Origin of the sequence: Streptomyces sp. NPDC091271 (assembly GCF_044757505.1) — a bacterium.
In the GTDB taxonomy this organism is placed as follows: Bacteria; Actinomycetota; Actinomycetes; order Streptomycetales; family Streptomycetaceae; genus Streptomyces.
This window is the reverse complement of the sequence record NZ_JBIVVD010000005.1, coordinates 244,653-268,355: the sequence shown is the minus strand read 5'-3', so window position 1 is coordinate 268,355 and position 23,703 is coordinate 244,653. Positions and strand designations below refer to the sequence as shown.

Sequence of the window (23,703 nt, the reverse complement as noted above, 5' to 3'; positions counted from 1 at the left end):
GCACGCCGCCGGGCTCAGCCGACCAGCGCCAGCGCGGACACGGCGGCCAGTGTGCCCGTCACCGACAGCAGCAGACCGGTCCCCACGAAACGGCCCATGGCGATCCGCGTCCCGTGCCGGCGGCACCGCTCGAACCACAGCAGCGTCGCCAGGGACGCCCACGGGGTGACAAGCGGCCCCACATTGACGCCGATCAGCAGGGCCAGCAACTGCTCGTGGTTCTCCGCCGGGACGACGGCCTCGCCCGCCAGATAGGCCGGCAGGTTGTTCAGGACGTTCGACAGCCCCGCCCCCACCGCCGCCGACCGCAACATTCCCAGGAAGCCGTTGTCGGAGCCCAGCGCCGACTCCAGCAGCTCGTGCAGGCCGTGCGCGTCGACCGTCTCCACGACCAGGAACATCCCCGGGACCAGCACCAGCAGCCGCCACGGCACCAGCGACAGCCGCAGCTCCTGCCTGCGCCGCACGGCGAACGCCACCACGACCACCACCATGCCCGTCAGCGACACCGACCAGAGCGGAACGTCCGCCACCAGGATCGCCAGCAGGAAACCCCCACAGGCCACCGCGCAGATCCGCAGCAGGACGGGATCCCCGGCCACCGGCGCTTCCGGCGGGGTGTACCGGTCCTGGCCCTCGCCGCGCCGGCCACGCCGCCAGTAGAAGACCCACAGGCAGGCCGCCGTCACAGCGATCGAGGCGAGCTGGGGCAGCCACATCACCGCGGCGAGGCCGGACGGCGAGAGCGCCACCCGGTCCGCCGCCAGCAGGTTCGTCAGGTTCGAGACCGGCAGCAGCAGACTCGCCGTGTTGGCCAGCCACACCGTCGTCATCGCAAGGGGCACCGCCGCGATCCCCACCCGGGCGGCCAGCGCCAGCATGACCGGGGTGAGCAGCACCGCCGTCGTGTCCAGATTCAGCGCGATCGTGGTGAGCGAGGCGAACGCCACGCACAGCCCGAAGAGCAGCGGATAGCGTCCCCGCCCCGCCCGGGCCACCCAGGCCGCCACCACATCGAAGACCTGGGCCCGGCCCGTCAGTTCGGCCATCACGATCACGGTGCCCAGGAACACCACCAGCGGACCGACACGCCGCATCTCCTCCGCGGCGGGCTCCGAGGGCAGCAGCCCCGTCACCACCGCGAGGAGCCCCAGGACCAGCAGAGCGCCCGCGAGCCAGTCGAGCGGGTGCAGCCGCCTGAGGCCGCCACCGGGGCCTTCAGCCGGCCCGTCGTCCCCTGCCTGCGCGGACCCCCCGGACACCTCTCTCATCATGGGACGATGGTCTCAGAAAGTGGAATCAGTTCATGGACCGGCGAGTTCGCGTCAGCCCGTACCCGTCAGCCGGCGCCCGTCAGAGCGGCTGTGCGTACGGCCACCACCGCCGCCAGCAGTACGACCAGGACCGCCCCGCCGGCCAGCTGCGTCGCGGACGTCCGCAGCTTCGCCGGCGCGTACGCGAGCCCGTAGGTCACCAGACCGCCGGTCAGCAGCCCGCCCAGGTGGCCCTCCCACGAGGTGAACACGGCGGAGATCACCATCCAGAGCAGGAACCCCGCCATGAAGCGGTTGACCGCCCGCATGTCCCTGCCCAGACGCCGGCTGATGACGTAGAAGGACGCCGCCAGGCCGAAGATCGCGCCCGACGCGCCGACCGCCGGTGTCTCCGGCGAGATCAGGTACACCAGCACCGAACCGCCCACCGCGGACAGCAGATACAACGCCAGATACCGTGCCCGGCCGAGCTGCCCCTCCACGACCCGGCCCAGATTCCACAGCGCGAGCATGTTGAAGACCAGGTGCATCACACCGAACGACGCGTCGGGCGGGAGGTGCAGGAAGGCGCCCGTCAGCAGCCGGTACCACTCCCCGTCCGCCACCCCTGTCAGTTCGAAGCCGGGAGCGGTCCAGCCCCCGTAGACGTACAGCTCGCCGTCCGGCCCGACCAGCGCCGCCCCGAGCATCCCGAACCGGTCCACCGTCCCGGACCGCACGACCTCGACGACGTACGCCGCGATGTTCAGCACCATCAGCACGTACGTCACGACCGGCGTCGCGGCGCTCGGCACCGCCCCGCCGAACGGCGAGCGGGCCTGCCGGACCGAACGCTGCCCCTCCTTCACGCACTCCACGCAGTGGTGCCCCACGGACGCCTCACGCATGCAGTCGGGGCAGATGTACCGGTCGCAACGCGTGCAGCGCACGTACGTCTCGTTCGACGGGTGGCGATAACACGTGGTGGCGGCGGCCGTCATGGCCGGCTCCTTCATTCGTGGACGGAGGGCCGCAGGGGGGCGGCGGCGCTCAAGATAGCGAACGCGGGTGAGTGGGGGCACACCTGGGGCCGGGGGACCCGCACCCGGTGCCCCCCCCGGCGGTGCAGCCGGGCCGGGCGGCGTCCGATCCGGTGACACGCGAAAAAACACGACAGAGGATGTCCGCGTTACGGGGTTCGATGGAACCCATGACACCGAACGTGACACCCGCTTCGTGGCAGGACTTCCGCACGGCGGAACCGGCCTTCGCCGACACCGTGCGGAACCGGTTCCAGCTGTACAAGCACCACGTCCTGGCGACCCTGCGCGTGGACGGCTCCCCCCGGGTCACCGGCCTGGAGGTGGATTTCCGCATGGACGCCCTGTGGCTGGGCATGATGCCCGGCTCCCGCAAGGCACTGGACCTGCGGCGGGACCCGCGCTTCGCCGTCCATGCCAATCCGGGGCCCGACGCGGAGATGGCCGACGGTGACGTCCGTATCTCCGGGCGGGCCGTGGAGATCACCGACGCCGCCGTGCTGGCAAGTTTCGTCGAGGAGGCGGCCCCGCCCGAGCCCTTCCTCCTCTTCCGCGCCGAACCCACCGAGGTGGTCCGCACCGCGATCGACGGCGACGACATCGTCGTACAGGTCTGGCGCCCCGGCCACCCCCTGCGCACCCTGCGCAGGGGCAACGACGACAGTCCGGTACGAGAGGGCTGACGCGGCTCACCACGGGGCGGCTACCCGTTCGGCGTAACCCCCGGCCACGGATCCGGCTGCCGGGCGACGCGCGGGCCCGAAGCGCGCCGCTACGGCATCCGGGTGAAACCCCCACTCCCGGCCGGGAGCGCCGGGCACCTCACGGACCGCCGGCCGAACGGCGCCTTCCGATGCCCGCCGGAGGGCGCCCCGCCCTTGGGGGAACGGGGCAGGAAGCAACCGGGAACGATTCCGGAACCGGTCATGAACGGTCCCCGCCACCCTGCTGGTCAGCAGATCTTCCGGCGCGTCGGGGGCGGAGGGATCTGCCGCCCGCCGACAGAACGTGCTACGGTTGCCGAGTTGCAGTTTTGGTACCCATGAACTTTATGTGCGCCTGACGGGAACCCTCCTCAGGCGCTTTATTGTTTTCCGGCTTTCTCCGGATGGGGCTCAATGCGGCGACTTGGAATTCGTAAAGTGCGGATTTCCGGCACTGCACCTCTTTTAGGAGAATGACATGGCTACTGGAACCGTGAAGTGGTTCAACTCGGAAAAGGGCTTCGGCTTCATCGAGCAGGACGGCGGCGGCGCCGACGTCTTCGCCCACTACTCGAACATCGCCACCCAGGGCTTCCGTGAGCTCCAGGAGGGCCAGAAGGTCTCCTTCGACGTCACGCAGGGCCAGAAGGGCCCGCAGGCGGAGAACATCGTCCCGGCCTAATTGCCGGACGCGTACCTCGCAACCGGGGCCCGCACCGTGAAGGTGCGGGCCCCGGTTTGTGCTGTTTCCGACTCATCCTTTCCCGGTTCGGTTCCGCAACCGGGACACCTGCTCTGTGCTTGCATCCTGGGGCGCACATCAAGCAGTCCACAGCAGTCGGCAGTAACCCCAGGAATCCCCCAGGAGGGCAATTCCGTATGACCCGCTCCGAACGCCAGGACCGACCCGCCCGCAACCGCCCGATAAGGGGCCGCGGCACGGACCGGCCGCAGGCGAACACCCGTGGATCCGGCAAGGCACCGGCCCGCCGCAGGACCGCGCCCGCCCAGGGCGGCGAGTTCGCCCTGCCGGAGACCCTGACCCCCGCGCTGCCCGCCGTCGACGCCTTCGCCGACCTGGACATGCCCGCCGCGCTGCTGAAGACCCTCGCCGCACAGGGCGTGACCGACCCCTTCCCCATCCAGGGCGCCACCCTGCCGAACTCGCTGGCCGGCCGGGACATCCTCGGCCGCGGCCGCACCGGCTCGGGCAAGACCCTGGCCTTCGGCCTGGCACTCCTCGCCCGCACCGCCGGACGCCGCTCCGAGCCGCACGCACCGCTGGCACTCGTCCTCGTCCCCACCCGCGAGCTCGCCCAGCAGGTCACCGACGCGCTGACCCCGTACGCCACCTCCGTCAACCTGCGTGTCGCCACCGTCGTCGGCGGCATGTCGATCAGCAGGCAGTCCGGCGCGCTGCGCCGCGGTGCAGAGGTACTCGTCGCCACTCCGGGCCGGCTCAAGGACCTCATCGAGCGCGGCGACTGCCGGCTCGACCAGGTCGCGATCACGGTCCTCGACGAGGCCGACCAGATGGCCGACATGGGCTTCATGCCGCAGGTCGTCGCGCTGCTCAAGCAGGTCGAGCCGGACGGCCAGCGGATGCTGTTCTCCGCGACCCTCGACAAGAACATCGACCGGCTGGTCAAGATGTTCCTCACCGACCCGGTCGTGCACTCCGTGGACCCGTCCGCCGGCGCGGTCACCACGATGGAGCACCACGTGCTCCACGTGCTGGACGAGACGGACAAGAAGGCCGTCGCCACGAAGATCGCAGCCCGTGAGGGCCGCGTGATCATGTTCGTCGACACCAAGCGTGCCGCCGACCGCTTCGCCAAGCGGCTCCTCGCCAGCGGCGTGCGGGCCGCGGCCCTGCACGGCGGCCGGTCCCAGCCGCAGCGCAACAGGACGCTGGACCAGTTCAAGAACGGGCAGGTCACCGCGCTCGTCGCGACGAACGTGGCGGCCCGTGGCATCCACATCGACGACCTCGACCTGGTCGTCAACGTGGACCCGCCGACCGACCACAAGGACTACCTCCACCGTGGCGGGCGCACCGCGCGCGCCGGGGAGTCCGGCAGCGTCGTCACGCTCGTGCTGCCTGAGGAGAAGCGCGAGATGACCCGGCTGATGCAGGACGCGGGCATCGCGCCGCGCACCACCCGGATCAAGTCCGGCGACGACGAGCTCAGCCGGATCACGGGTGCCCGTGAGCCGTCCGGCGTCGCGATCGTCATCGAGGTGCCGCAGCCGACCCAGCCCAAGCCCCGTACGCGCGGCACCGGTTCGGCAGCCGGCGGATCGTTCCGCTCGGGCAGCCGCGGACGCGGCCGGCGCGGCGGAACGGGCGCGGGCTCCGGCGCCGCACAGGGCGGCGCCGGCGGCGCGCGTGGCGGCTCCGCCGGCGGTGCGGCCCGTGGTGGTGCGGGCGGCGCGGGCGGATCCGCGCGCGGTGCCGGTGCCGGCCGGGCCGGCTCCACCGGGCGCGGCAGCGCTCCCGGCCGTGGCCGCAGGGCGGCGTAACCACAGGGTGCGGTGACCGGTCCTGCCGGTCACCGCACCCGTCGCCCGGCCTCACCGCAGTGGTGCCCGGGCCTCAGACCCCGGGCCCGCCCTCGTACTGGTCGCGCGCGGTTCCGGGCCCGCCCTCGTACTCGTCGAGCGCCCGCACGGCCGCCTCGGCCGGCGCCGGGGCCGCCGTCCTGGCCAGCTCCCGCAGCAGCGGCACCGCCCGGTCGGCGAACGGCCTGTCGCCGCCACGGAATCCGAGCCGCGCCATCACCTCCACACCGAACGCCTGCCGCAGCGGATCCTCGCTCGCCGTCCACGCTGCCGCCGCCTGGAACGTCTCCTCGTCGCCGCGCCGGCACAGCACCCCCACGGCCATCAGCCAGTTGTCCAGCCCGGGGTCACCCTCCCGCAGCGCCCGGGCGGCCAGCTCCTCGAACGGGGCCCGCAGGCCCAGTTCGCTCTCCAGGAGCGTCGCGATCGCCCCGTGCCCCGTCTGCAGGTCCTGGGACGCGAACAGCTCCCCGCCCCGCAGCAGTTCGACCGTGACGGTCGCCCCGCCGTCCACCGGTGCGCGGCGCACCGCGCTCTCGTGGCCCTCGTCCCCGTACATACGCCGCAGCGCGTCACGCAACTCCCGCTCCACGTCCAGCGTGAGCATGCGCCTGGCCTCCTCCAGAGCGGGGGACAGGTCGCGGGCGCCGTGCCGGAGCAGGGCCCTTACGGTGTGCACCGACCCCCGCCGGGCCGCCACCACCAGCGGCGTCTCACCCTGCGGGCCGGGCAGGTCCGGGTCGGCGCCATGGGCCAGGAGCGTCTCCGCGACCCGGGCGTGACCCAGGCCCGCCGCCCAGCGCAGCGCCGTGAAGCCGAACTCCTCGCTCAGATCCGGCTCGGCCCCGGCAGACAGGAGCGCTCCGACGACCTCCGCGTGCCCGCCGCACGCCGCCCCGCAGAGCGGCAGATCGCCGGCCTCCGGGCCGCTGGCCCTGTTCGGGTCCGCGCCCGCCGCCAGGAGCAGCCGGACCGCGCCGGGCAGGTCCTGCACGGACGCCAGATAGAGCGCGGTCGTCCCCTCCTCGTCGCTCGACTCGGCGGACGCGCACGCACGGAGCGCCCGTACGACGGCGTCCTCATCGGTGTACAACGCCTCGAAGAGGCTGCTGGCACCCCCAACCGGACCATTCGTCATACACCGACCCTACGACGCGCCCGGACCGGGACGGTTTCTCAGGTGTCGCACTCCAGGACCGTGCGGCACAGGCCGCACCGGGCCCGCGTCCGGCCCCTGACCGGGACCCGGACCCGCTGGTGGCAGGTGGGGCAGGCGAACGAGACCCGCAGCCCGTCCGCGCCGCCCTCGAAGGCGTACGGGACGGACGGGTCGGGGGCGGCTCCCGGGTGGTCCCCGGCGTGGCGGCGGTCCTTGGCGTAACGGCGCCTGCCCGCCCACCCCGCGGCCGTCAGCGGAGGACGCTGCAGGTCGCGCAGGGCCTCGGCCCGCCCCTTGGTGTACGCCGTGTACGCCTGAGGGCTGGTGAACCACACCGACGGGTCCTCGTCGAAGACCAGCGCGCGCTTGGCGAGTACGTACCCGAACTCCTCAGGCGTGAGATAGCCGAGTTTCTGACTGGAGACCGCGTCCTGACGGAAGGCGTCCAGCAGGAGCCACCCCGCGCCGAGATAGGCCGTCACCGTGTCCGTGAGGATCTCGTTGTCGCGGGTGCCGGGGAGCTCCAGCCCCAGCCGGTGCAGCAGCACATGCGTGATCTCGTGCGCCAGGGCCGCCCCGATGTCCCTGCGGTGCGTTCGGAAACGGTCGTTGAGCTCGATGAAGTACTCCGGGCCGGCGGTGAGTTCGACGCTCGCGGCGTGCTCCATCCGCCGGAAGCCGACGACGATACGGGCCTGTGGCAGACGCAGATGCTGCACCAGGGCACCGGCCACCCGCTGGGCGCCCAGATGCAGATCGTCCACATCGGAGAAGGCGGCGTCGGCCGGGGCGAGGCTCGTGGCGTAGGCGCGCACACCGTCGGGGGAGACCCGCCGGTAGAGCGCGGTGATGGCGGACCGGACGGCGTCGAGATGCGGGAACCCGTGGACGACCGGACCGCCGCCGCTTCCGTTACTGCCGTCGCTCACGACCGAACCCCCATCAATGGCGCTCAACGGACCCTCACTCTAGGCCGATCCGACGGGAACCGGCCGGGGACAACCGATGATCTTGGCCGGAAACTCCACCTTGTGACAGCGGTGATCGCTTCCCGATAATCGGATCGTTCTTGTCGCGGGCATGCCGAGAATTGCTGGTTCCGTGCCCCTGACCAGGACACGCACGCCCGCACGCCTGCACCCAGCACCCCTCCCCGTCACCCCCCACACGAAAGCAGGCACACCCGTGAAACAGCTCCTGCGCGCCCTCAAGAGATGCTCCGTCATAGCCGCGGTAGCCCTCGCCACCATCAGCCTCCAGCCGTCGAACGCCTCCGCCGCCCCCGCACCCGTCGTCGGCGGAACCCGCGCCGCCCAGGGCGAATTCCCCTTCATGGTCCGGCTCTCCATGGGCTGCGGCGGCGCCCTCTACAGCCAGACCGTCGTGCTCACCGCCGCACACTGCGTCGACGGATCCGGCAACAACACCTCCATCACCGCCACCGCGGGAGCCGTCGACCTCCAGTCGTCCTCCGCGGTCAAGGTCCGCTCCACCAAGGTCCTCCAGGCACCCGGCTACAACGGCGTCGGCAAGGACTGGGCACTGATCAAACTCGCCCAGCCCATCAACCAGCCCACCCTGAAGATCGCCACCACCACCGCCTACGACACCGGCACCTTCACCATCGCCGGCTGGGGCGCCGCAACCGAGGGCGGCGGCCAGCAGCGCTACCTCCTCAAGGCCACCGTCCCCTACGTCTCCGACACCACCTGCCGGCAGGCCTACGGCAGCGACCTCGTCCCCAGCGAGGAGATCTGCGCCGGATACGTCAGCACCGGCGGCGTCGACACCTGCCAGGGCGACTCCGGCGGCCCCATGTTCCGCAAGGACAACGCCGGAGCCTGGACCCAGGTCGGCATCGTCAGCTGGGGCGAGGGCTGCGCACGGGCCGGCTACCCCGGCGTCTACACCCAGGTGTCGACCTTCGCCTCCGCCATCGCCGCGGCCGCCGCCACCCTCTGACACCACCCACCTACGCACCGGCCCCGGGGGCTCCCGCCGCAACGGGAGCCCCCGGGCCCGGTTACCACGAAGCCGCCGGCCACCCACCGTCGACCACCCCACGACCGGTGCGTCTAAGCTCGCTGACCATGACCACGAGCGACATCGACGAGTACGTCACCACCGAACTGAACCGCCTGCGCGAGAGCATCGACAACATCGACGCCGCGGTCGTCCACATGCTCGCCGAGCGCTTCAAGGCCACCCAGCAGGTGGGCCACCTCAAGGCCGAACACCACCTGCCGCCCGCCGACCCCGCCCGCGAGGCCCGCCAGATCGCCCGGCTGCGGCAGCTCGCCGAGAGCGCCAAGCTCGACCCGGCCTTCGCCGAGAAGCTGCTGAACTTCATCGTCGCCGAGGTCATCCGCCACCACGAGCGCATCGCCGAGGAAACCGCGGGCCCCACCACCTGACCCCGCCATCGCCCCCGGCCCCGCGCCGCCCCAGGGCCGGCGCGGGGCCGCGCGGCAGCGCGCCGCAGAGCCCCCGCCACGCGCCGTCAGCCCTGCGAGAACCCCGCTGCACAGCCCCGGACCCGTACGGCAGCATGGGCGCCATGTCCGTACTGACGCGCAACGAAGCGCAGACCCGCGCCCAGCTCCTCGACGTACACCGGTACACGGTCGACCTCGACCTCACCATGGGCGAGGAGACCTTCGGCTCCCGCACCGCCATCCGGTTCACCGCCCACACGGCCGGAGACACCTTCGTCGAGATCAAGCCGGAAACCCTGCGCTCACTCAGCCTCGACGGACAGCCCCTGGACCCCGAGCGCCTCGACCAGAACCGCTACCCCCTGGACGGCCTCACCGCAGGCCCCCACGAACTCACCGTCGACGCCACCATGCGCTACTCCCGCACCGGCGAAGGCATGCACCGCTTCACCGACCCCGCCGACGGCGAGACCTACGTCTACACCCAGCTCTTCATGGAAGACGTCCAACGCGTCTTCGCCGCCTTCGACCAGCCCGACCTCAAATCCGTGTTCGACCTCACCGTCACCGCACCCACCGGCTGGACCATCCTCGGCAACGGCACCACCACCCAGGCCACCGAAGGCCGCTGGACCATCGCCCCCACCCCACCCATCTCCACCTACCTCGTCGCCGTCGCCGCAGGCCCCTGGCACTCGGTCACCACCCACCACGCCGGCCTCCCCTTCGGCATCCACTGCCGCCGCTCCCTCGCCCCCCACCTCGACGCCGACGCCGACGAGATCCTCGACATCACCCGCGCCTGCTACGACCGCTACCACGAGAAATTCGACGAGCCCTACCCCTTCGACTCCTACGACCAGGCCTTCGTCCCCGAATTCAACGCCGGCGCCATGGAGAACCCCGGACTCGTCACCTTCCGCGACGAATTCATCTACCGCTCCGCCGTCACCGACACCGAACGCCAGACCCGCGCCATGGTCATCGCCCACGAAATGGCCCACATGTGGTTCGGCGACCTCGTCACCCTCACCTGGTGGGACGACATCTGGCTCAACGAGTCCTTCGCTGAATACATGGGCTACCAGACCCTCACCGAAGCCACCCTTCCCCGAGCTCTCAACTCCGTTCGAGCAGGGGAGACCCCATACCCCGACACCTGGGTCGAATTCGGCGTCTCCCGAAAGGGCTGGGGCTACGACGCCGACCAGCGCCCCACCACCCACCCCGTCGCCCCCGACCCCGACGCCGTCCCCGACACCGAATCCGCCCTCCTCAACTTCGACGGCATCTCCTACGCCAAGGGCGCCTCCGCACTCCGCCAACTCGTCGCCTGGCTCGGCGAAAAGGACTTCCTCGCCGGAATCAACACCCACTTCGCCCGCCATAAATTCGCCAACGCCACCCTCGCCGACTTCATCGACAACCTCGCCACCGCCACCGACCGCGACGTCCACGCCTGGGCCGCCACCTGGCTCCGCACCACCGGCATCGACACCCTCACCGCCCACACCGAAACCACCGGCAACAGCTGGAACCTCACCGTCGACCGCGCCGGCACCCGCCCCCACCGCATCACCGTCGGCACCTACGACCACAGCCTCGACACCCAGACCGGCACCGACCAGCTCACCCTGCGCAACCGCTTCGAACTCGACATCCCCCAGGACGGCACCCCCACCACCCAGCCCGGCCACCGCCCCGACCTCGTCGTCCTCAACGACCACGACCTCACCTACGCCAAGATCCGCCTCGACCCCGACTCCTGGAACACCGCCCTCACCCACCTCTCCGGCATCCCCGACCCCCTCACCCGCGCCGTCATCTGGAACACCGCCCGCGACATGGTCCGCGACGGCGCACTCCACCCCTCCGTCCACCTCACCGCCGCCCGCACCCACCTCCCCTACGAAACCGACCTCGCCCTCGTCCACGGCGTCCTCGGCTTCGCCGCCACCCACATCGCCGACCGCTACCTCACACCCGAGGACCGGCCCACCGCCCTCGCCACCCTCACCTCCCTCTGCCGCGACCTCCTCCGCCGCACCGAAGGCCTCACCGCCAAGGACTGGGACCGGAGCCCCGGCACCACCACACCCGGGAGCCCCGACCCCGGCCTCCGCCTCACCGCCGTACGCCAGTTCATCGACGCCGCCACCCAGCCCGACACCATCCAGGACTGGCTCCGCGAAGGCACCGTCCCGGGCGGACCCGAACTCGACCCCGAACTCCGCTGGCGCATCCTCACCCGCCTCGCCATCCTCGGCGCCACCGACGAGACCGCCATCGAACACGAACTCGCCAAGGACCCCAGCGCCACCGGACAGGAAGGCGCCGCCCGCTGCCGCGCCGCCCTCCCCACCCCCGAAGCCAAAGCAGCCGCCTGGCACACCATGTTCACCGACGACAACCTGTCGAACTACCTCTTCACCGCCACCGCCCAAGGCTTCTGGCAACCCGAACAGAGCGAACTCACCCACCCCTACATCGCCCGCTACTACCCCGACGCCATCGCACTCGCCGCACGCCGCGGCCCCGCCATCGCCGAAGCCGCCGGACGCCACGCCTTCCCCGCCCACGCCATCGACCCCGACAGCATCCACCTCGGCGACCAGGCCCTCACCAACCCCGCACTCACCCCCGCCCTCCGCCGCAAACTCACCGACCAGCTCGACGACGTCCGCCGCGCCCTCGCCGTACGCAACGCCCTTTGACCCACGCCCCCAGGGGCCCCACACCCCACGCGCACCACCCGCCACCACCGTGCCCGGCCCCTCACCGCAGGAGCCGGGCACAGTCATGCGAACAACGAACGCCTATACCAGGCCGGGCGACCCCAACACCCCCGCACCGGACCGCAGTACCCCTTTCGGGTTGAGATCGTTGGGCTCTTCGGCCGCCTCCTCCGCAATCCGGACAAGCTGGCACGACCGCCCCCGCGCACCCGAAGGACCACACCACCCATGCCCACCCCGCCCCTCGCCGGAGGCACCGCAGGCCCCGCCCACCTGCGGCCCCTCATCGACACCGTCCTCACCGCACTCCACGACGGCGCCACCCGCCGCAACGGCCCCCTCCCCGCCGGCGGCCCCGACACCGTCACCGCGAAACTCCACCACACCACCGGCCCCCTCATCCCCGACCACGGCACCGGCGCCCACCACGCCCTCCGCACCCTCGTCACCGCACTCACAGAAGGCGCCGCCGACCCCGCACACCCCCACTGCGCCGCCCACCTCCACACCCCGCCCCTCGCACTCGCCGCAGCAGCCGACCTCGCCGCATCAGCCCTCAACCCCTCCATGGACTCCTGGGACCAGGCCCCCGCCGCCTCCGCCCTCGAAGCCGTCCTCACCACCGCCCTCGCCGCCGAGATCTACCCCCACCGCCCCCACCCCGACGCACTCATCACCACCGGCGGCACCGAAGCCAACCAACTCGCCCTCCTCCTCGCCCGCGAACGCCACGGCCCCGTACAGACCATCTGCGCCGCCAACGCCCACCACAGCATCACCCGCGCCGCCTGGCTCCTCGGCCTCCCACAACCCGTCGTCATCCCCGCCCCCACCGGCGTCATGGACCCCAACGCACTCCGCGACGCCCTCATCCGCAACGACGGCCCCCTCCTCGTCACCGCCACCGCAGGCACCACCGACAGCGGCCAGATCGACCCCCTCACCGACATCGCCGACCTCACCACCACCCACGGCGCCGACCTACACATCGACGCCGCCTACGGCGGCCCCCTCCTCTTCAGCCCCACCCACCGCCACACCCTCCGCAGCCTCCACCGCGCCCACAGCGTCACCCTCGACCTGCACAAACTCGGCTGGCAACCCGCATCAGCCGGCATCCTCGCCGTCCCCCACCACCACGACCTCAACCCCCTCCACCACCACGCCCCCTACCTCAACGCCGACGACGACACCGAAGCAGGCCTCCCCGACCTCCTCGGCCGCTCCCTCCGCACCACCCGCCGACCCGACGCCCTCAAAATCGCCGTCACCCTCCAAGCACTCGGCCGCGACGGACTCGCCGACCTCATCGACCGCACCATCGCCACCGCCCACCACCTCGCCGACCTCATCGACCAGGACCCAGCACTCGAGCTCTACGACCGCCCCACCATCAGCACCGTCCTCTTCCGCCCCACCCACACCGACGACACCACCGTCGCCACCATCCGCCGCACCCTCCTCGACCAAGGCCACGCCGTACTCGGCCGCGCCCGCGCCGACGACCGCCTCTGGCTCAAAGCCACCCTCCTCAACCCCCACACCACCCCCGACGACCTCCAACAGCTCCTCACCCTCATCACCCACGCCCACGCCACCACGGAAGGCAGCACCCCCCGATGACCGACCGGACCACCCCCGCCGGCGCCCGGACCCACGACCTCCTCGGCATCGGCCTCGGCCCCTTCAACCTCTCCCTCGCCGCCCTCGCCGACGGCATCCCCACCACCCCCGGCCACACCCCCCTCACCACCGCCTTCTACGAACAACGCCCCGCCTTCCACTGGCACCCCGGCCTCCTCATCGACGGCGCTACCCTCCAAGTCCCCTTCCTCGCCGACCTCACCACCCTCGCCGACCCCACCAGCCCCTGGACCTTCCTCAACTACCTCCGCACCCGCGACCGCCTCTACCCCTTCTACTTCGCCGAGCAATTCCACATCCACCGCGCCGAATACGACGCCTACTGCCGCTGGGTCAGCGAACAACTCCCCACCATCCACTTCAACCACCAGGTCGACGCCATCCGCTGGAACACCGACCACTCCCACTTCGAAGTCGACTACACCCAACTCGACCCCGACGGCGAAGCCCAAGCACTCGGCCACACCCACACCCGCCACATCGCCCTCGGCGTCGGCACCGCCCCCTTCATCCCCGAACCCCTCCGCCCCCTCGCAGAAGCCCCCGGCACCCCCGTCATCCACTCCGCCGACTACCTCCACCACCGCGAAGACCTCCTCCGCGCCGACCACATCACCGTCATCGGCTCAGGCCAGTCAGGCGCCGAAATCTTCCTCGACCTCCTCCGCGCCCGCCCCCGCGGCATCGAAAAGATCCACTGGCTCGCCCGCACCCAGGCCTTCGCACCCATGGAGTACTCAAAACTCGGCCTCGAACACTTCACCCCCGACTACACCCACTACTTCCACGCACTCCCCGAACACGTACGCGACACCCTCGTCCCCCAGCAATGGCAACTCCACAAAGGCATCGACACCGACACCATCGCCGCCATCCACGACGAGCTCTACCGCCGCACCCTCCACGGCGGCTGGCCCGACGCCACCCTCACCCCCGGCGTCAGCGTCCGCACCGCAGGCCGCCTCTCCGGCAGCGGCAACCGCATCGAACTCCACCTCGAACACACCCAACAAACCACCCGAAGCCGCCTCACCACCGACGCCGTCGTCCTCGCCACCGGCTACCGCGAACGCCCCCTCGACACCCTCCTCACCGGCATCGCCCCCCACATCAACCGCGACACCCAAGGACGCCCCCGCATCCACACCGACTTCCGCCTCGACCTCGACCCCACCATCACAGGCAACATCTACGTACAGAACGCCGAACGCCACACCCACGGAGTCGGCGCCCCCGACCTCGGACTCGCCGCCTGGCGCAGCGCCACCATCCTCAACAACCTCACCGCCACCACCCCCTACCCCCTCCCACAACGCACCGCCTTCACCACCTTCGGCCTCACCCCCCACCCCACCCCCGCCGTCCCCGGACAAAGCACCACACTCACCCCCCTAACCCAGGACCACTGACCACACGAAAGCGGCCGCCCTCCCCAAGGAGAACGGCCGCCCCACACGCCACCACCAGTTAGAACACCGGCACACCATCCCGCGTCAGACGCCAGTCCACCGACGCGAACTCCGCCGGATCCACCGAACCCTTCGCCCGAACCCACCCGATGATCGTGTTCCGGATCTCATCCGAATTCGCCCACAACTGCTTCGCACCCGGCACATGCGGGAAGTTACCGCCACCACTGGCCCGATAATTGTTCACCGCGAACACGAACTGCGCCGCCGGATCCACCGGCGCCCCCTCGAACGACAACCCCACGATCCGCGAACCCACCGGCTTCGCGATATCGACGTCATACGTCACGCCCGACACCACGTCATAGTTGTAATCCGGAATATTCTCCGCATTCGTCAACTTCGACGTATCCACCGGCGTCCCCGCAGCCGTCTGCACGTAGTACCTCACCGAGTACTCCAGATAATCCTTCAGCTGCGCACCCGTCAGAAGCCGCGCCTCCAGCGTGTTCTCGAACGGATACAGCCCCGCAGCATCCTTGATCGTCACCTCACCCGCAGGGATCGACGCCGTACGCGAGAAGCACGCCGCCTGCGACAGCACCGGCAACGCCGCATACTCACCACCCGCCAGCGCCTCCTTCACCGTCTCCGCCTGCACCAGATTGATCAGATCGATGACCGGCTCGTCCTTCCACGGCGCCTCCGCCGTCGACATCGCCGCCACCGACGTACCGATCACCTGGTTCACATACGCCACGACCTTCGTGTGCTCGTCCCCGAGCAACGACGTGATCCGCGGGTCCTCCGGCACGGTGTTCGAGTTCAGCACCGAAGCGCCGACCTTCTCGACCACCCAGCGGCCCTTCTCCCACACCAGGTCGAAGTCGAACAGCGTCAACCGCTGCCCCCACTTCAACGGCTCCGAGAGAACAACCTTCTTCCCCGTCTCCTTGTTCGTCACGAAATACTCAGGAACCTCCGAGTGCGCGTGACCCACCAGAATCGCATCGATCCCCGGCACCTGCTCCGCCACCAGACCCGCCGCATTCTCCACATACGGCAACTGATCCCCGTACGACGACGTACCCGACGAACCCGAATGCGCCGAAACGATCACCACATCCGCACCCATCGAACGAAGCTTCGGCACCCACTTCGCCGCCTGCTCCTCAAGACCCGGGAACACCATCTTCCCGCCCACATTCGCCTTGTCCCAGATCGCGATACCAGGATTCGTCAACCCCAGCACCGCCACCCGCACATCACGGCCATGCGGCGTACGCACCCGCTTGATCACATACGGAGCGAACGCCGGCCGCAACGTCTTCGCATCCAGCGCATTCGCACCCAGCAGCGGAAAATCACACTGCTGCTCGAACTTCCGCAACACCGGAATGCCGTAGTTGAACTCATGATTCCCGAGCGCCGCCGCGTCATAACCGATCTTGTTCATCGCCTGCGCCATCGGATGCACCGGACCACGCTTCGCCGTGATCGGATCGATCTTCGCGTAGTAATACGACAACTGCGTGCCCTGGATCGTGTCACCCGCATCGATCAACAGGGTGTTCCCACGGCCCCGGTCCTCACGGATCCGGTCCACCAGCGTCGAGATCTTCGCCAGCCCGACATCGTTGTGCGCCGAGTCGTCGAACTCCTTGTCCGTGAAGTAGTCCCAGTTGAAGACGTTCCCATGCAGGTCCGTCGTCCCCATCACCGTGAACGAGTACCGCCTCGGCGGACGGCCGTGACCGTGCCCCTTCGACTCGGAGGCCGCAGCAGGACCCGCGCCGACCCCTCCCGCCAGTGCCACACCCGCACCGGCGACAGCCGAACGGCCCAGAAACGTCCTACGGTTCAACGGCATCCTTGACTCCTCGTTCGAGCGAACAACGCGCGTAGATTCTGGCCCAGGCACCACGCTCCGCAACACCCCCAACAGGTTTCGATCTGGTGACCAGCGGCTCCACCCCCACGCCCGCCACCCCGTCGGCACACACCCCCGGACGCTCATCGGAGCGGCCCGCCGCACAATTCAACACTTGTCAATAACCCTTCACCGAAAGGCTGTTGGACAGTCATGCAGAGACAATTACCTACCCGCAGGTAAGGTCTAGGCTCGAACCATGCGCCGAGCAAAAATCGTTTGTACCCTGGGCCCCGCAACCGACACATACGAGCAGATCAAGGCACTCGTCGAAGCGGGAATGGACATCGCCCGCCTCAACCTCAGCCACGGCACCTACGCCGAACACGAAGAGCGCTACCACCGCGTACGCAAAGCCTCCGAAGAAACCGGCCGCAGCGTAGGAATCCTCGCCGACCTTCAAGGCCCGAAGATCCGCCTCGGCCGCTTCGCCGAAGGCCCCGTACTCCTTGAACGCGGCGACGACTTCACCATCACCGTCGAACCCATGGAAGGCGACCGCACCACCTGCGGCACCACCTACGACGGCCTCGCCTCCGACGTCACCGCCGGCGAACGCATCCTCATCGACGACGGCCGCGTCACCCTCGAAGTCACCGAAGTCGACGGACCCCGCGTCCACACCACCGTCATCGAAGGTGGCATGGTCTCCGACCACAAGGGACTCAACCTGCCCGGCGTCGCCGTCTCCGTCCCCGCGCTCAGCGAAAAGGACATCGAAGACCTCCGCTGGGCCCTCCGCACCGGCGCCGACGTCATCGCCCTCTCCTTCGTGCGCAGCGGACGCGACATCGACGACGTCCACCGCATCATGGACGAGGAGGACCGCCGCCTCCCCGTCATCGCCAAGGTCGAGAAGCCCCAGGCCGTCGACAACATCGACGACATCGTCGCCGCCTTCGACGGCATCATGGTCGCCCGCGGCGACCTCGGCGTCGAAATGCCCCTGGAACAGGTCCCGATCGTCCAGAAGCGCGCCATCAAACTCGCCAAGCGCAACGCCAAGCCGGTCATCGTCGCCACCCAGATGCTCGACTCGATGATCGACAACTCCCGCCCCACCCGCGCCGAAGCCTCCGACGTCGCCAACGCCGTCATCGACGGCACGGACGCCGTGATGCTCTCCGGCGAGACCAGCGTCGGCAAGTACCCCGTCGAGACCGTCCGCACCATGGCGCGCATCGTCGAAGCGGCCGAGGAGGACATCCTCGCCAAGGGCCTCCCGCCCCTCACCGATCGGAACAAGCCCCGCACCCAGGGCGGCGCGGTCGCCCGCGCGGCAGCCGAGATGGGCGACTTCCTCGGGGCCAAGTTCCTGGTGGCCTTCACCCAGAGCGGCGACACCGTCAAGCGCCTCTCCCGCTACCGCTCCCCGATCCCGCTCCTCGCCTTCACCCCGGACCAGGCCACCCGCGCGCAGCTGAACCTGACGTGGGGCGTCGAGACGTTCCTCGGGCCGCACGTGGAGTCGACGGACGCGATGGTGGCGCAGGTGGACGAGGAGTTGCTGCGGATCGGGCGCTGCCAGAAGGGCGACATCGTGGTCATCACGGCCGGCTCACCGCCCGGGGTGGCGGGCTCGACGAACCTGGTACGGGTGCACCACATCGGCGAGGACGACAGCCCGGAGCAGTAACGGTCGTCAGTACTTCGGCCCGACGTGAGCGTCCATGAGGGCGACGGACGCCCGTCGGGCTACGGAGATGTTGTACTCCTTGCCTGCACGGGTGCAGTGCGTCCACTCGACGCCGAGCTTGTCCAAGGTGTCGGTGTAGAGCCGGCGGATGTCGTCGGAGACATTGGTGAACCAATACCGGGGGTACTCGTACCGCTTTCGGTTTCCGCCCACCGTGCGCGTGGTCCAATTCATGGTTCGGCAGCCGTCGGAGTGGATGAGTCCCCGGATGAATTCCCATGCATGAGTGTCCACGATCTCCTGCTGCCAGGCTTCGAGGATGATCGGACGCTCATGCTTCTTGCCCGGGCCGTGCTGCGGGAAGAGACATGTCCAGTGTTTGGTGAAGGACTTGACCTCGACACATCCGCGCTTGTGTCGCCGCCCGGTGCGTGGCATGGGCATCACCCTGCGCATCACTGATTCAGCCTCGTCGATCAGCCCGGGCCAGTCGTCCCCGCAGAAGATCGACAGGTGGTGCTGCTTTGGCTTGGAGATGATGTGGCCGTCGCCCAGGTACAGCCCTAGCAGATATGCATAGGCGACGCGATCGAAATCGCGGTCGCTGCAGACCGGACAGTCGGTGGGCTGGGTGTACTGGACTCCGCGGCTTTTGCGGTCCTCGTACAGCCACCAGCCGATTGTTCCGCGCGGAACGTTGAGAAGCTCGGAAGCTGCTCGATTGGTGATCCCGCTCCGCAGGAGCGCGAGAGCTTCGTCGCGTATCGATGGATTGTGCTGTCCCATGAGGCGAAGTCTTGTGCGACCTTCGCAGAAATCTGGCAGGTTCGAAGGAGCCTTCACCGGCAAGGATGAAGATCGCCAATGAGCGATCCAACCTTGGAAATGAAGGAGAAGTGCCCCGAGTCGGATTCGAACCGACGCTGAATGGGTTTTGAATCCATCGCCTCTGCCACTGGGCTACCGGGGCTCCTTCGAAACGAAGGACGCGGAAGACCCTCCGTGCCTCAAACATACCGTAACTAGGTAGGCTCTTGGGAGCTGCACCCCTGTCTTGACCAAGGAGCCCCGTGACCACCCCCGAGTCGCCCCAGCCCGTAGACGCCGTCGACGACGACAAGTCGCACGTCCCGCCGCTGACGACCCGCGTCGTCATCGCCGAGGACGAGGCGCTGATCCGCCTCGACCTCAAAGAGATGCTGGAGGAAGAGGGCTACTCGGTCGTCGGCGAGGCCGGGGACGGGCAGCAGGCCGTCGAGCTGGCCCGGGAGCACCGCCCGGACCTCGTGATCCTCGATGTGAAGATGCCGGTACTCGACGGGATCTCGGCGGCCGAGAAGATCACCGAGGAGTCCATCGCCCCGGTCCTGATGCTGACGGCGTTCTCGCAGCGGGATCTGGTCGAGCGGGCCCGGGACGCCGGTGCGATGGCGTATCTGGTGAAGCCGTTCAGCAAGAGCGACGTGGTCCCGGCCATCGAGATGGCCGTGTCCCGGTTCGCGGAGCTGAAGGCGCTGGAGAGCGAGATCGCGGATCTCTCGCAGCGGCTGGAGACCCGGAAGCTGGTGGACCGGGCGAAGAGCATTCTGCAGACGGATTACGGGCTCTCCGAGCCGGCGGCGTTCCGCTGGATCCAGAAGACGTCGATGGACCGCCGGATGTCGATGCAGCAGCTGGCGGAGGCGCTGATCGAGGACGCCGAGGAGAAGAAGAAGGCTGCGGAGTAGCCGGTACGCACGTACGGGAAGGGCCCGCCTCCGGATCATCCGGAGGCGGGCCCTTCCCGTGTGCCGGGGTGCTCAGTCCTCGCCGAGGTAGGCCTTGCGGACCGACTCGTCGTGGAGGAGGTCGGCGCCGGTGCCGGAGAGGACGACCTTGCCGACCTCCATGACGTGGCCGTGGTCCGCGAGGGAGAGCGCGGCCTGGGCGTTCTGCTCGACGAGCAGGATCGTGGTGCCCGACGCCTTGAGCTCGACGATGGTCTCCATGATCTTCTGCATCATGATCGGGGAGAGGCCCATGGAGGGCTCGTCGAGCATGAGCAGCTTGGGCTGGGACATGAGTGCGCGTCCCATGGCGAGCATCTGCTGCTCGCCTCCGGAGAGCGTTCCGGCGGCCTGCTTTCGTCGTTCCCCGAGGATGGGGAAGAGGTCGTAGGCGCGCTGGATGTCCTTCTCGATGCCTGCCTTGTCGTTGCGGAGGTAGGCGCCGAGGAGGAGGTTCTCGGCGATCGTCAGCCGGGGGAAGATGTGGCGTCCCTCGGGGGAGTGGGCGATGCCCAGGGAGACGATCTTGTGTGCCGGGATGCCTGTCAGTGGCTTGCCCTCGAAGAGGATGCGGCCGCCGGCGGGCTTGAGCAGTCCGGAGAGGGTGCGCAGGGTGGTGGTCTTGCCCGCGCCGTTGGTGCCGATGAGGGTGACGACCTGGCCGGCTTCGACGCTGAAGGAGATCCCCTTGACGGCTTCGATCTTGCCGTAGGCGACGCGGAGGTCTTCGACCTCGAGCAGTGCGGTCATCGGGGGTCCTCCTCCTCGGTGGTGGTGGGCTTGGCTGTGCCGGCTGCCGTGGCTTCGGCGGCTGCGACCTCGGCGGCTTCCTCGGCGCCGGGGGCGCCTTCGAAGGGGGTGCCGAGGTAGGCGGCGACGACGCGTTCGTCGCCCTGGACGACGGGGGCGGTGCCCTCGACGAGTTTTTCGCCCTGGACGAGGACGGCGACGCGGTCGCAGAGGTTGAAGATGAACCGCATGTCGTGCTCGATGACGAGTACGGCGATGCCCTGGTCCCGGATGGCGAAGATGAGTTCTTCGGTGACGCGGGTTTCCTGGGGGTTCATGCCGGCGGTGGGCTCGTCCAGGAGGAGGAGGCCGGGGTCGCTGGCGAGGGCGCGGGCGATTTCCAGCTTGCGCTGGTCTCCGTAGGGGAGGTTGCGCGCGAGGTGGTCGGCCTTGTCGGCGAGGCCGATGAACTCGAGGAGTTCCATGCAGCGTTCGCGGCTGGCGTTCTCCGCCTTCTTGTAGCCGGGGAGGCGCAGGAGGGCGGACCAGAGGCCTTCTTCGGTCCTGGTGTGGCGTCCGACGAGGACGTTTTCCAGGACGGTCATGTTGGCGAAGAGGCGGATGTTCTGGAAGGTGCGGGCGATGCCTGCCTGGGTGACGAGGTGGGGCTTGGGCGGCAGGACGGTGCCCTTGTAGCTGACCTTGCCTTCGGTGGGGACGTAGAGGCCGGTGAGGCAGTTGAAGAAGGTGGTCTTGCCGGCGCCGTTGGGTCCGATGAGTCCGACGATCTCGCCGGCGTTGACGGTGAGGTCGACGCCTCGTACGGCGGTGAGGCCGCCGAAGCGCATGGTGACGCCGCTGGCGTCGAGGACGGTGGTGCCGGTGGGTGCGTCTGTCTTGGTCATGGTGGTCACGCCCCCGCCTTCGTGGTGCCGGCGGCTGTGTCGGTGAGTGGTGTGTCCGGTGGTACGTCGAGTTGGCCGGTCTCGTGGAATTCGAGCTGCTTCCTGCGGTCGGCGACGAGCCCTTCGGGGCGGAAGCGCATCAGGAGGATGAGTGCGAGTCCGAAGAGGAAGAGCTGGTAGTCCTGCATGAACTGCAGTTTGGCCGGGATGAGGTAGAGCAGTGCGGCGCCGACGAGGGGTCCGCTGAGGGTTCCCATGCCGCCGAGGACGACGGCGGCGAGGAGGAACACGGAGTTCGGGGGTACGGATCCGGCGAACTGGTACTGCTCGGGGGTGACCGTGTAGGAGACGTGTGCCTGCACGGTTCCGGCGAGGCCGGCGAGGGTGGCGCCGAGGGCGAAGGCGAGCAGTTTGAGCCGGAAGGCGTTGATGCCCATGGCGGTGGCCGCTGTTTCGTCCTCGCGGATGGCGACCCAGGCTCGGCCGATGCGGGATTCTCCGGAGCGTCGGAAGACGAGGACGACGACGGCGGTGAAGAGGAGCATCAGCAGGTAGTAGTTGGCGGACCTGCCGAGGGTGATGCCGCCGAGGTCGTGGCTGAGTCCGAAGTCGAAGCCGAAGAGGTTGAGGTCGGGGATGCTGGGGATGCCCTGGGAGCCGTTGGTGAGGTCGGGGCCGCTGACGCCGTTGAGGGCGTTGACGGTGAGGCGGAAGATCTCACCGAATCCGAGGGTGACGATGGCGAGGTAGTCGCCGCGGAGGCGGAGTGTCGGGGCGCCGATGACGACGCCGAAGACGAGTGAGACCGCGGCTCCGGTGAGGACGGCGGCCCAGAAGGGGAACTGGACGCCGACGGGGGAGAGGGGGCTGCCGGAGACGAGTGCTGCGGCGTAGGCGCCGACGCCGAGGAAGGCGACGTAGCCGAGGTCGAGGAGGCCGGCGAGGCCGACGACGACGTTGAGGCCGAGTGCGACGGTCGCGAAGATGAGGATGTTGGCGCCGATGAGGGCGTATTCCTCGTTCTGCTGGGTGAAGGGGAAGCAGAAGGCTGCGACGAGTGCGGCGCACAGGGTGACGTTGCGGTGCTTGGAGGTCAGCGCGGTGACGCGGGCGATGAGTCCGGCCCGGGTGAGTGCGGTGAATCCGAAGGCGACGGCGATGACGTAGCCGATGAAGAGTTCGGCGTATTCGGTGTCGATGCCGTAGGTGAAGACCTCGAGGGCGACGCCGAAGGCGGCGGCGATGATGAGGATTTCGGCCCAGGCGGGGAGTGCCTTGGTGCGGGCGGGTGCCGGTGCGCGGAGGCTGTGGAGGAAGCGGTTGAGTGCGCTGGGTGTGGGGTCGTCGAAAGGCTTGTCGTTGGGGAGGCCGAGGGCGGCGATGGTGGCGATGATCGCGCCGGCGAGGCTGACCCAGGCTCCGGGTTCGAGCTCGATCAGTCCGAGGAGGTTGCCGTTGTCGTCCTTGGTGACGATGACGGCGATGACGGTGTAGGCGGTGGTGAGGAGGGTGCCGAGGGCGAGGAGCCTGGTGGGGCTGTTGGTGCCGCCGGGGGTGAGCCAGCGCAGGCCCTTGACGCCGTATCCGGAGAGGGCGAAGAGGAGGGTGAGTGCTGCGCTGATGAGGGTGAGGACCTGGAGTCCGCCGGGGTATCCGGTGACGGTGAGGTCGCCGGGGAAGGTGTCGGTGTAGGTCCAGGCGAGGAAGGTGCCGATGAGGGCGAGTGCGGCGCCGGTGGTGGTGGCGGCGCGTGCTGCCGCGGTGGGCAGGGGGATCAGGGCGTTGTTGGTGGTCAT

Annotated in this window: 19 protein-coding genes and 1 tRNA gene; 10 read left to right on the top strand and 10 right to left on the bottom strand. The window is 69.3% G+C overall.

Going from position 1 to position 23,703, the window contains the following annotated elements:
• Positions 1-14: 14 nt before the first annotated feature.
• Together ACIQM3_RS22355 and ACIQM3_RS22350 are read right to left on the bottom strand one after the other, a co-directional pair.
• Positions 15-1,274, bottom strand: coding sequence for an SLC13 family permease (locus ACIQM3_RS22355; protein ID WP_401626905.1), 1,260 nt, complete (start codon positions 1,272-1,274; stop codon positions 15-17).
• Positions 1,275-1,339: 65 nt separating this feature from the next.
• Complete coding sequence (locus ACIQM3_RS22350; protein WP_401626903.1) at positions 1,340-2,254, bottom strand: rhomboid family intramembrane serine protease; 915 nt, start codon at positions 2,252-2,254, stop codon at positions 1,340-1,342.
• 179 nt (positions 2,255-2,433) lie between these two features.
• Here ACIQM3_RS22350 and ACIQM3_RS22345 point away from each other — a divergent pair, with 179 nt between their 5' ends.
• The 3 genes from ACIQM3_RS22345 to ACIQM3_RS22335 all read left to right on the top strand — a co-directional run bounded on the left by ACIQM3_RS22345 (position 2,434) and on the right by ACIQM3_RS22335 (position 5,520).
• Positions 2,434-2,976, top strand: coding sequence for a pyridoxamine 5'-phosphate oxidase family protein (locus ACIQM3_RS22345; protein ID WP_401626902.1), 543 nt, complete (start codon positions 2,434-2,436; stop codon positions 2,974-2,976).
• A gap of 499 nt (positions 2,977-3,475) precedes the next feature.
• Positions 3,476-3,679 carry a cold-shock protein gene (locus ACIQM3_RS22340; RefSeq protein ID WP_015607926.1) on the top strand — a complete coding sequence of 68 codons (204 nt, stop codon included), beginning with the start codon at positions 3,476-3,478 and terminating at the stop codon, positions 3,677-3,679.
• 197 nt (positions 3,680-3,876) lie between these two features.
• Complete coding sequence (locus ACIQM3_RS22335) at positions 3,877-5,520, top strand: DEAD/DEAH box helicase (protein WP_401626900.1); 1,644 nt, start codon at positions 3,877-3,879, stop codon at positions 5,518-5,520.
• A gap of 73 nt (positions 5,521-5,593) precedes the next feature.
• On the opposite strand, the gene ACIQM3_RS22330 is transcribed toward ACIQM3_RS22335, so the two are convergent.
• Positions 5,594-6,697 (bottom strand): ankyrin repeat domain-containing protein, encoded by a 1,104-nt coding sequence (locus tag ACIQM3_RS22330; protein ID WP_401626898.1) that lies wholly within the window; start codon positions 6,695-6,697, stop codon positions 5,594-5,596.
• A gap of 38 nt (positions 6,698-6,735) precedes the next feature.
• Positions 6,736-7,647, bottom strand: a complete 912-nt coding sequence (locus ACIQM3_RS22325; RefSeq protein ID WP_401626897.1) for a hypothetical protein — start codon at positions 7,645-7,647, stop codon at positions 6,736-6,738.
• A gap of 256 nt (positions 7,648-7,903) precedes the next feature.
• Here ACIQM3_RS22325 and ACIQM3_RS22320 point away from each other — a divergent pair, with 256 nt between their 5' ends.
• From ACIQM3_RS22320 to ACIQM3_RS22300, 5 genes are all read left to right on the top strand, one after another.
• Positions 7,904-8,680 carry a S1 family peptidase gene (locus tag ACIQM3_RS22320; RefSeq protein WP_401626895.1) on the top strand — a complete coding sequence of 259 codons (777 nt, stop codon included), beginning with the start codon at positions 7,904-7,906 and terminating at the stop codon, positions 8,678-8,680.
• 128 nt (positions 8,681-8,808) lie between these two features.
• Complete coding sequence (locus ACIQM3_RS22315; RefSeq protein WP_401626893.1) at positions 8,809-9,132, top strand: chorismate mutase; 324 nt, start codon at positions 8,809-8,811, stop codon at positions 9,130-9,132.
• A 143-nt stretch (positions 9,133-9,275) separates the two neighbouring features.
• On the top strand, positions 9,276-11,867 hold the full coding sequence (gene pepN / locus ACIQM3_RS22310; RefSeq protein ID WP_401626891.1) for an aminopeptidase N: 2,592 nt from the start codon (positions 9,276-9,278) through the stop codon (positions 11,865-11,867).
• 249 nt (positions 11,868-12,116) lie between these two features.
• Positions 12,117-13,511 (top strand): pyridoxal phosphate-dependent decarboxylase family protein, encoded by a 1,395-nt coding sequence (locus tag ACIQM3_RS22305; protein ID WP_401626889.1) that lies wholly within the window; start codon positions 12,117-12,119, stop codon positions 13,509-13,511.
• Positions 13,508-14,941 (top strand): lysine N(6)-hydroxylase/L-ornithine N(5)-oxygenase family protein, encoded by a 1,434-nt coding sequence (locus ACIQM3_RS22300; RefSeq protein ID WP_401626887.1) that lies wholly within the window; start codon positions 13,508-13,510, stop codon positions 14,939-14,941. The genes ACIQM3_RS22305 and ACIQM3_RS22300 overlap by 4 nt, the downstream gene beginning before the upstream one ends.
• Before the next feature lie 58 nt (positions 14,942-14,999).
• On the opposite strand, the gene ACIQM3_RS22295 is transcribed toward ACIQM3_RS22300, so the two are convergent.
• A complete protein-coding gene (locus ACIQM3_RS22295) occupies positions 15,000-16,811 on the bottom strand; it encodes a bifunctional metallophosphatase/5'-nucleotidase (protein WP_401626885.1) in 1,812 nt (603 codons plus the stop codon).
• Between the two features lie 259 nt (positions 16,812-17,070).
• Here ACIQM3_RS22295 and pyk point away from each other — a divergent pair, with 259 nt between their 5' ends.
• Positions 17,071-18,507, top strand: a complete 1,437-nt coding sequence (gene pyk / locus ACIQM3_RS22290) for a pyruvate kinase (RefSeq protein ID WP_401626883.1) — start codon at positions 17,071-17,073, stop codon at positions 18,505-18,507.
• A gap of 6 nt (positions 18,508-18,513) precedes the next feature.
• Here the strand turns inward: pyk and ACIQM3_RS22285 are convergent, their stop codons facing one another.
• On the bottom strand, positions 18,514-19,293 hold the full coding sequence (locus ACIQM3_RS22285; RefSeq protein WP_401626882.1) for a helix-turn-helix domain-containing protein: 780 nt from the start codon (positions 19,291-19,293) through the stop codon (positions 18,514-18,516).
• Positions 19,294-19,404: 111 nt separating this feature from the next.
• Positions 19,405-19,477 (bottom strand) — tRNA-Leu (locus ACIQM3_RS22280).
• Positions 19,478-19,577: 100 nt separating this feature from the next.
• Here ACIQM3_RS22280 and ACIQM3_RS22275 point away from each other — a divergent pair.
• Positions 19,578-20,234 carry an ANTAR domain-containing response regulator gene (locus ACIQM3_RS22275; RefSeq protein ID WP_104789892.1) on the top strand — a complete coding sequence of 219 codons (657 nt, stop codon included), beginning with the start codon at positions 19,578-19,580 and terminating at the stop codon, positions 20,232-20,234.
• A gap of 72 nt (positions 20,235-20,306) precedes the next feature.
• On the opposite strand, the gene ACIQM3_RS22270 is transcribed toward ACIQM3_RS22275, so the two are convergent.
• From ACIQM3_RS22270 to ACIQM3_RS22260, 3 genes are read right to left on the bottom strand one after another with little or no spacing between them, the layout of a single operon-like run.
• Positions 20,307-21,023: an ABC transporter ATP-binding protein gene (locus ACIQM3_RS22270; protein WP_401510281.1), complete on the bottom strand. Its 717-nt coding sequence runs from the start codon at positions 21,021-21,023 to the stop codon at positions 20,307-20,309.
• Positions 21,020-21,907, bottom strand: a complete 888-nt coding sequence (locus ACIQM3_RS22265) for an ABC transporter ATP-binding protein (protein ID WP_401626879.1) — start codon at positions 21,905-21,907, stop codon at positions 21,020-21,022. The genes ACIQM3_RS22270 and ACIQM3_RS22265 overlap by 4 nt, the downstream gene beginning before the upstream one ends.
• 5 nt (positions 21,908-21,912) lie before the next feature.
• Entirely contained in the window at positions 21,913-23,703 is a 1,791-nt protein-coding gene (locus ACIQM3_RS22260) for a branched-chain amino acid ABC transporter permease (protein ID WP_401626877.1), read from the bottom strand.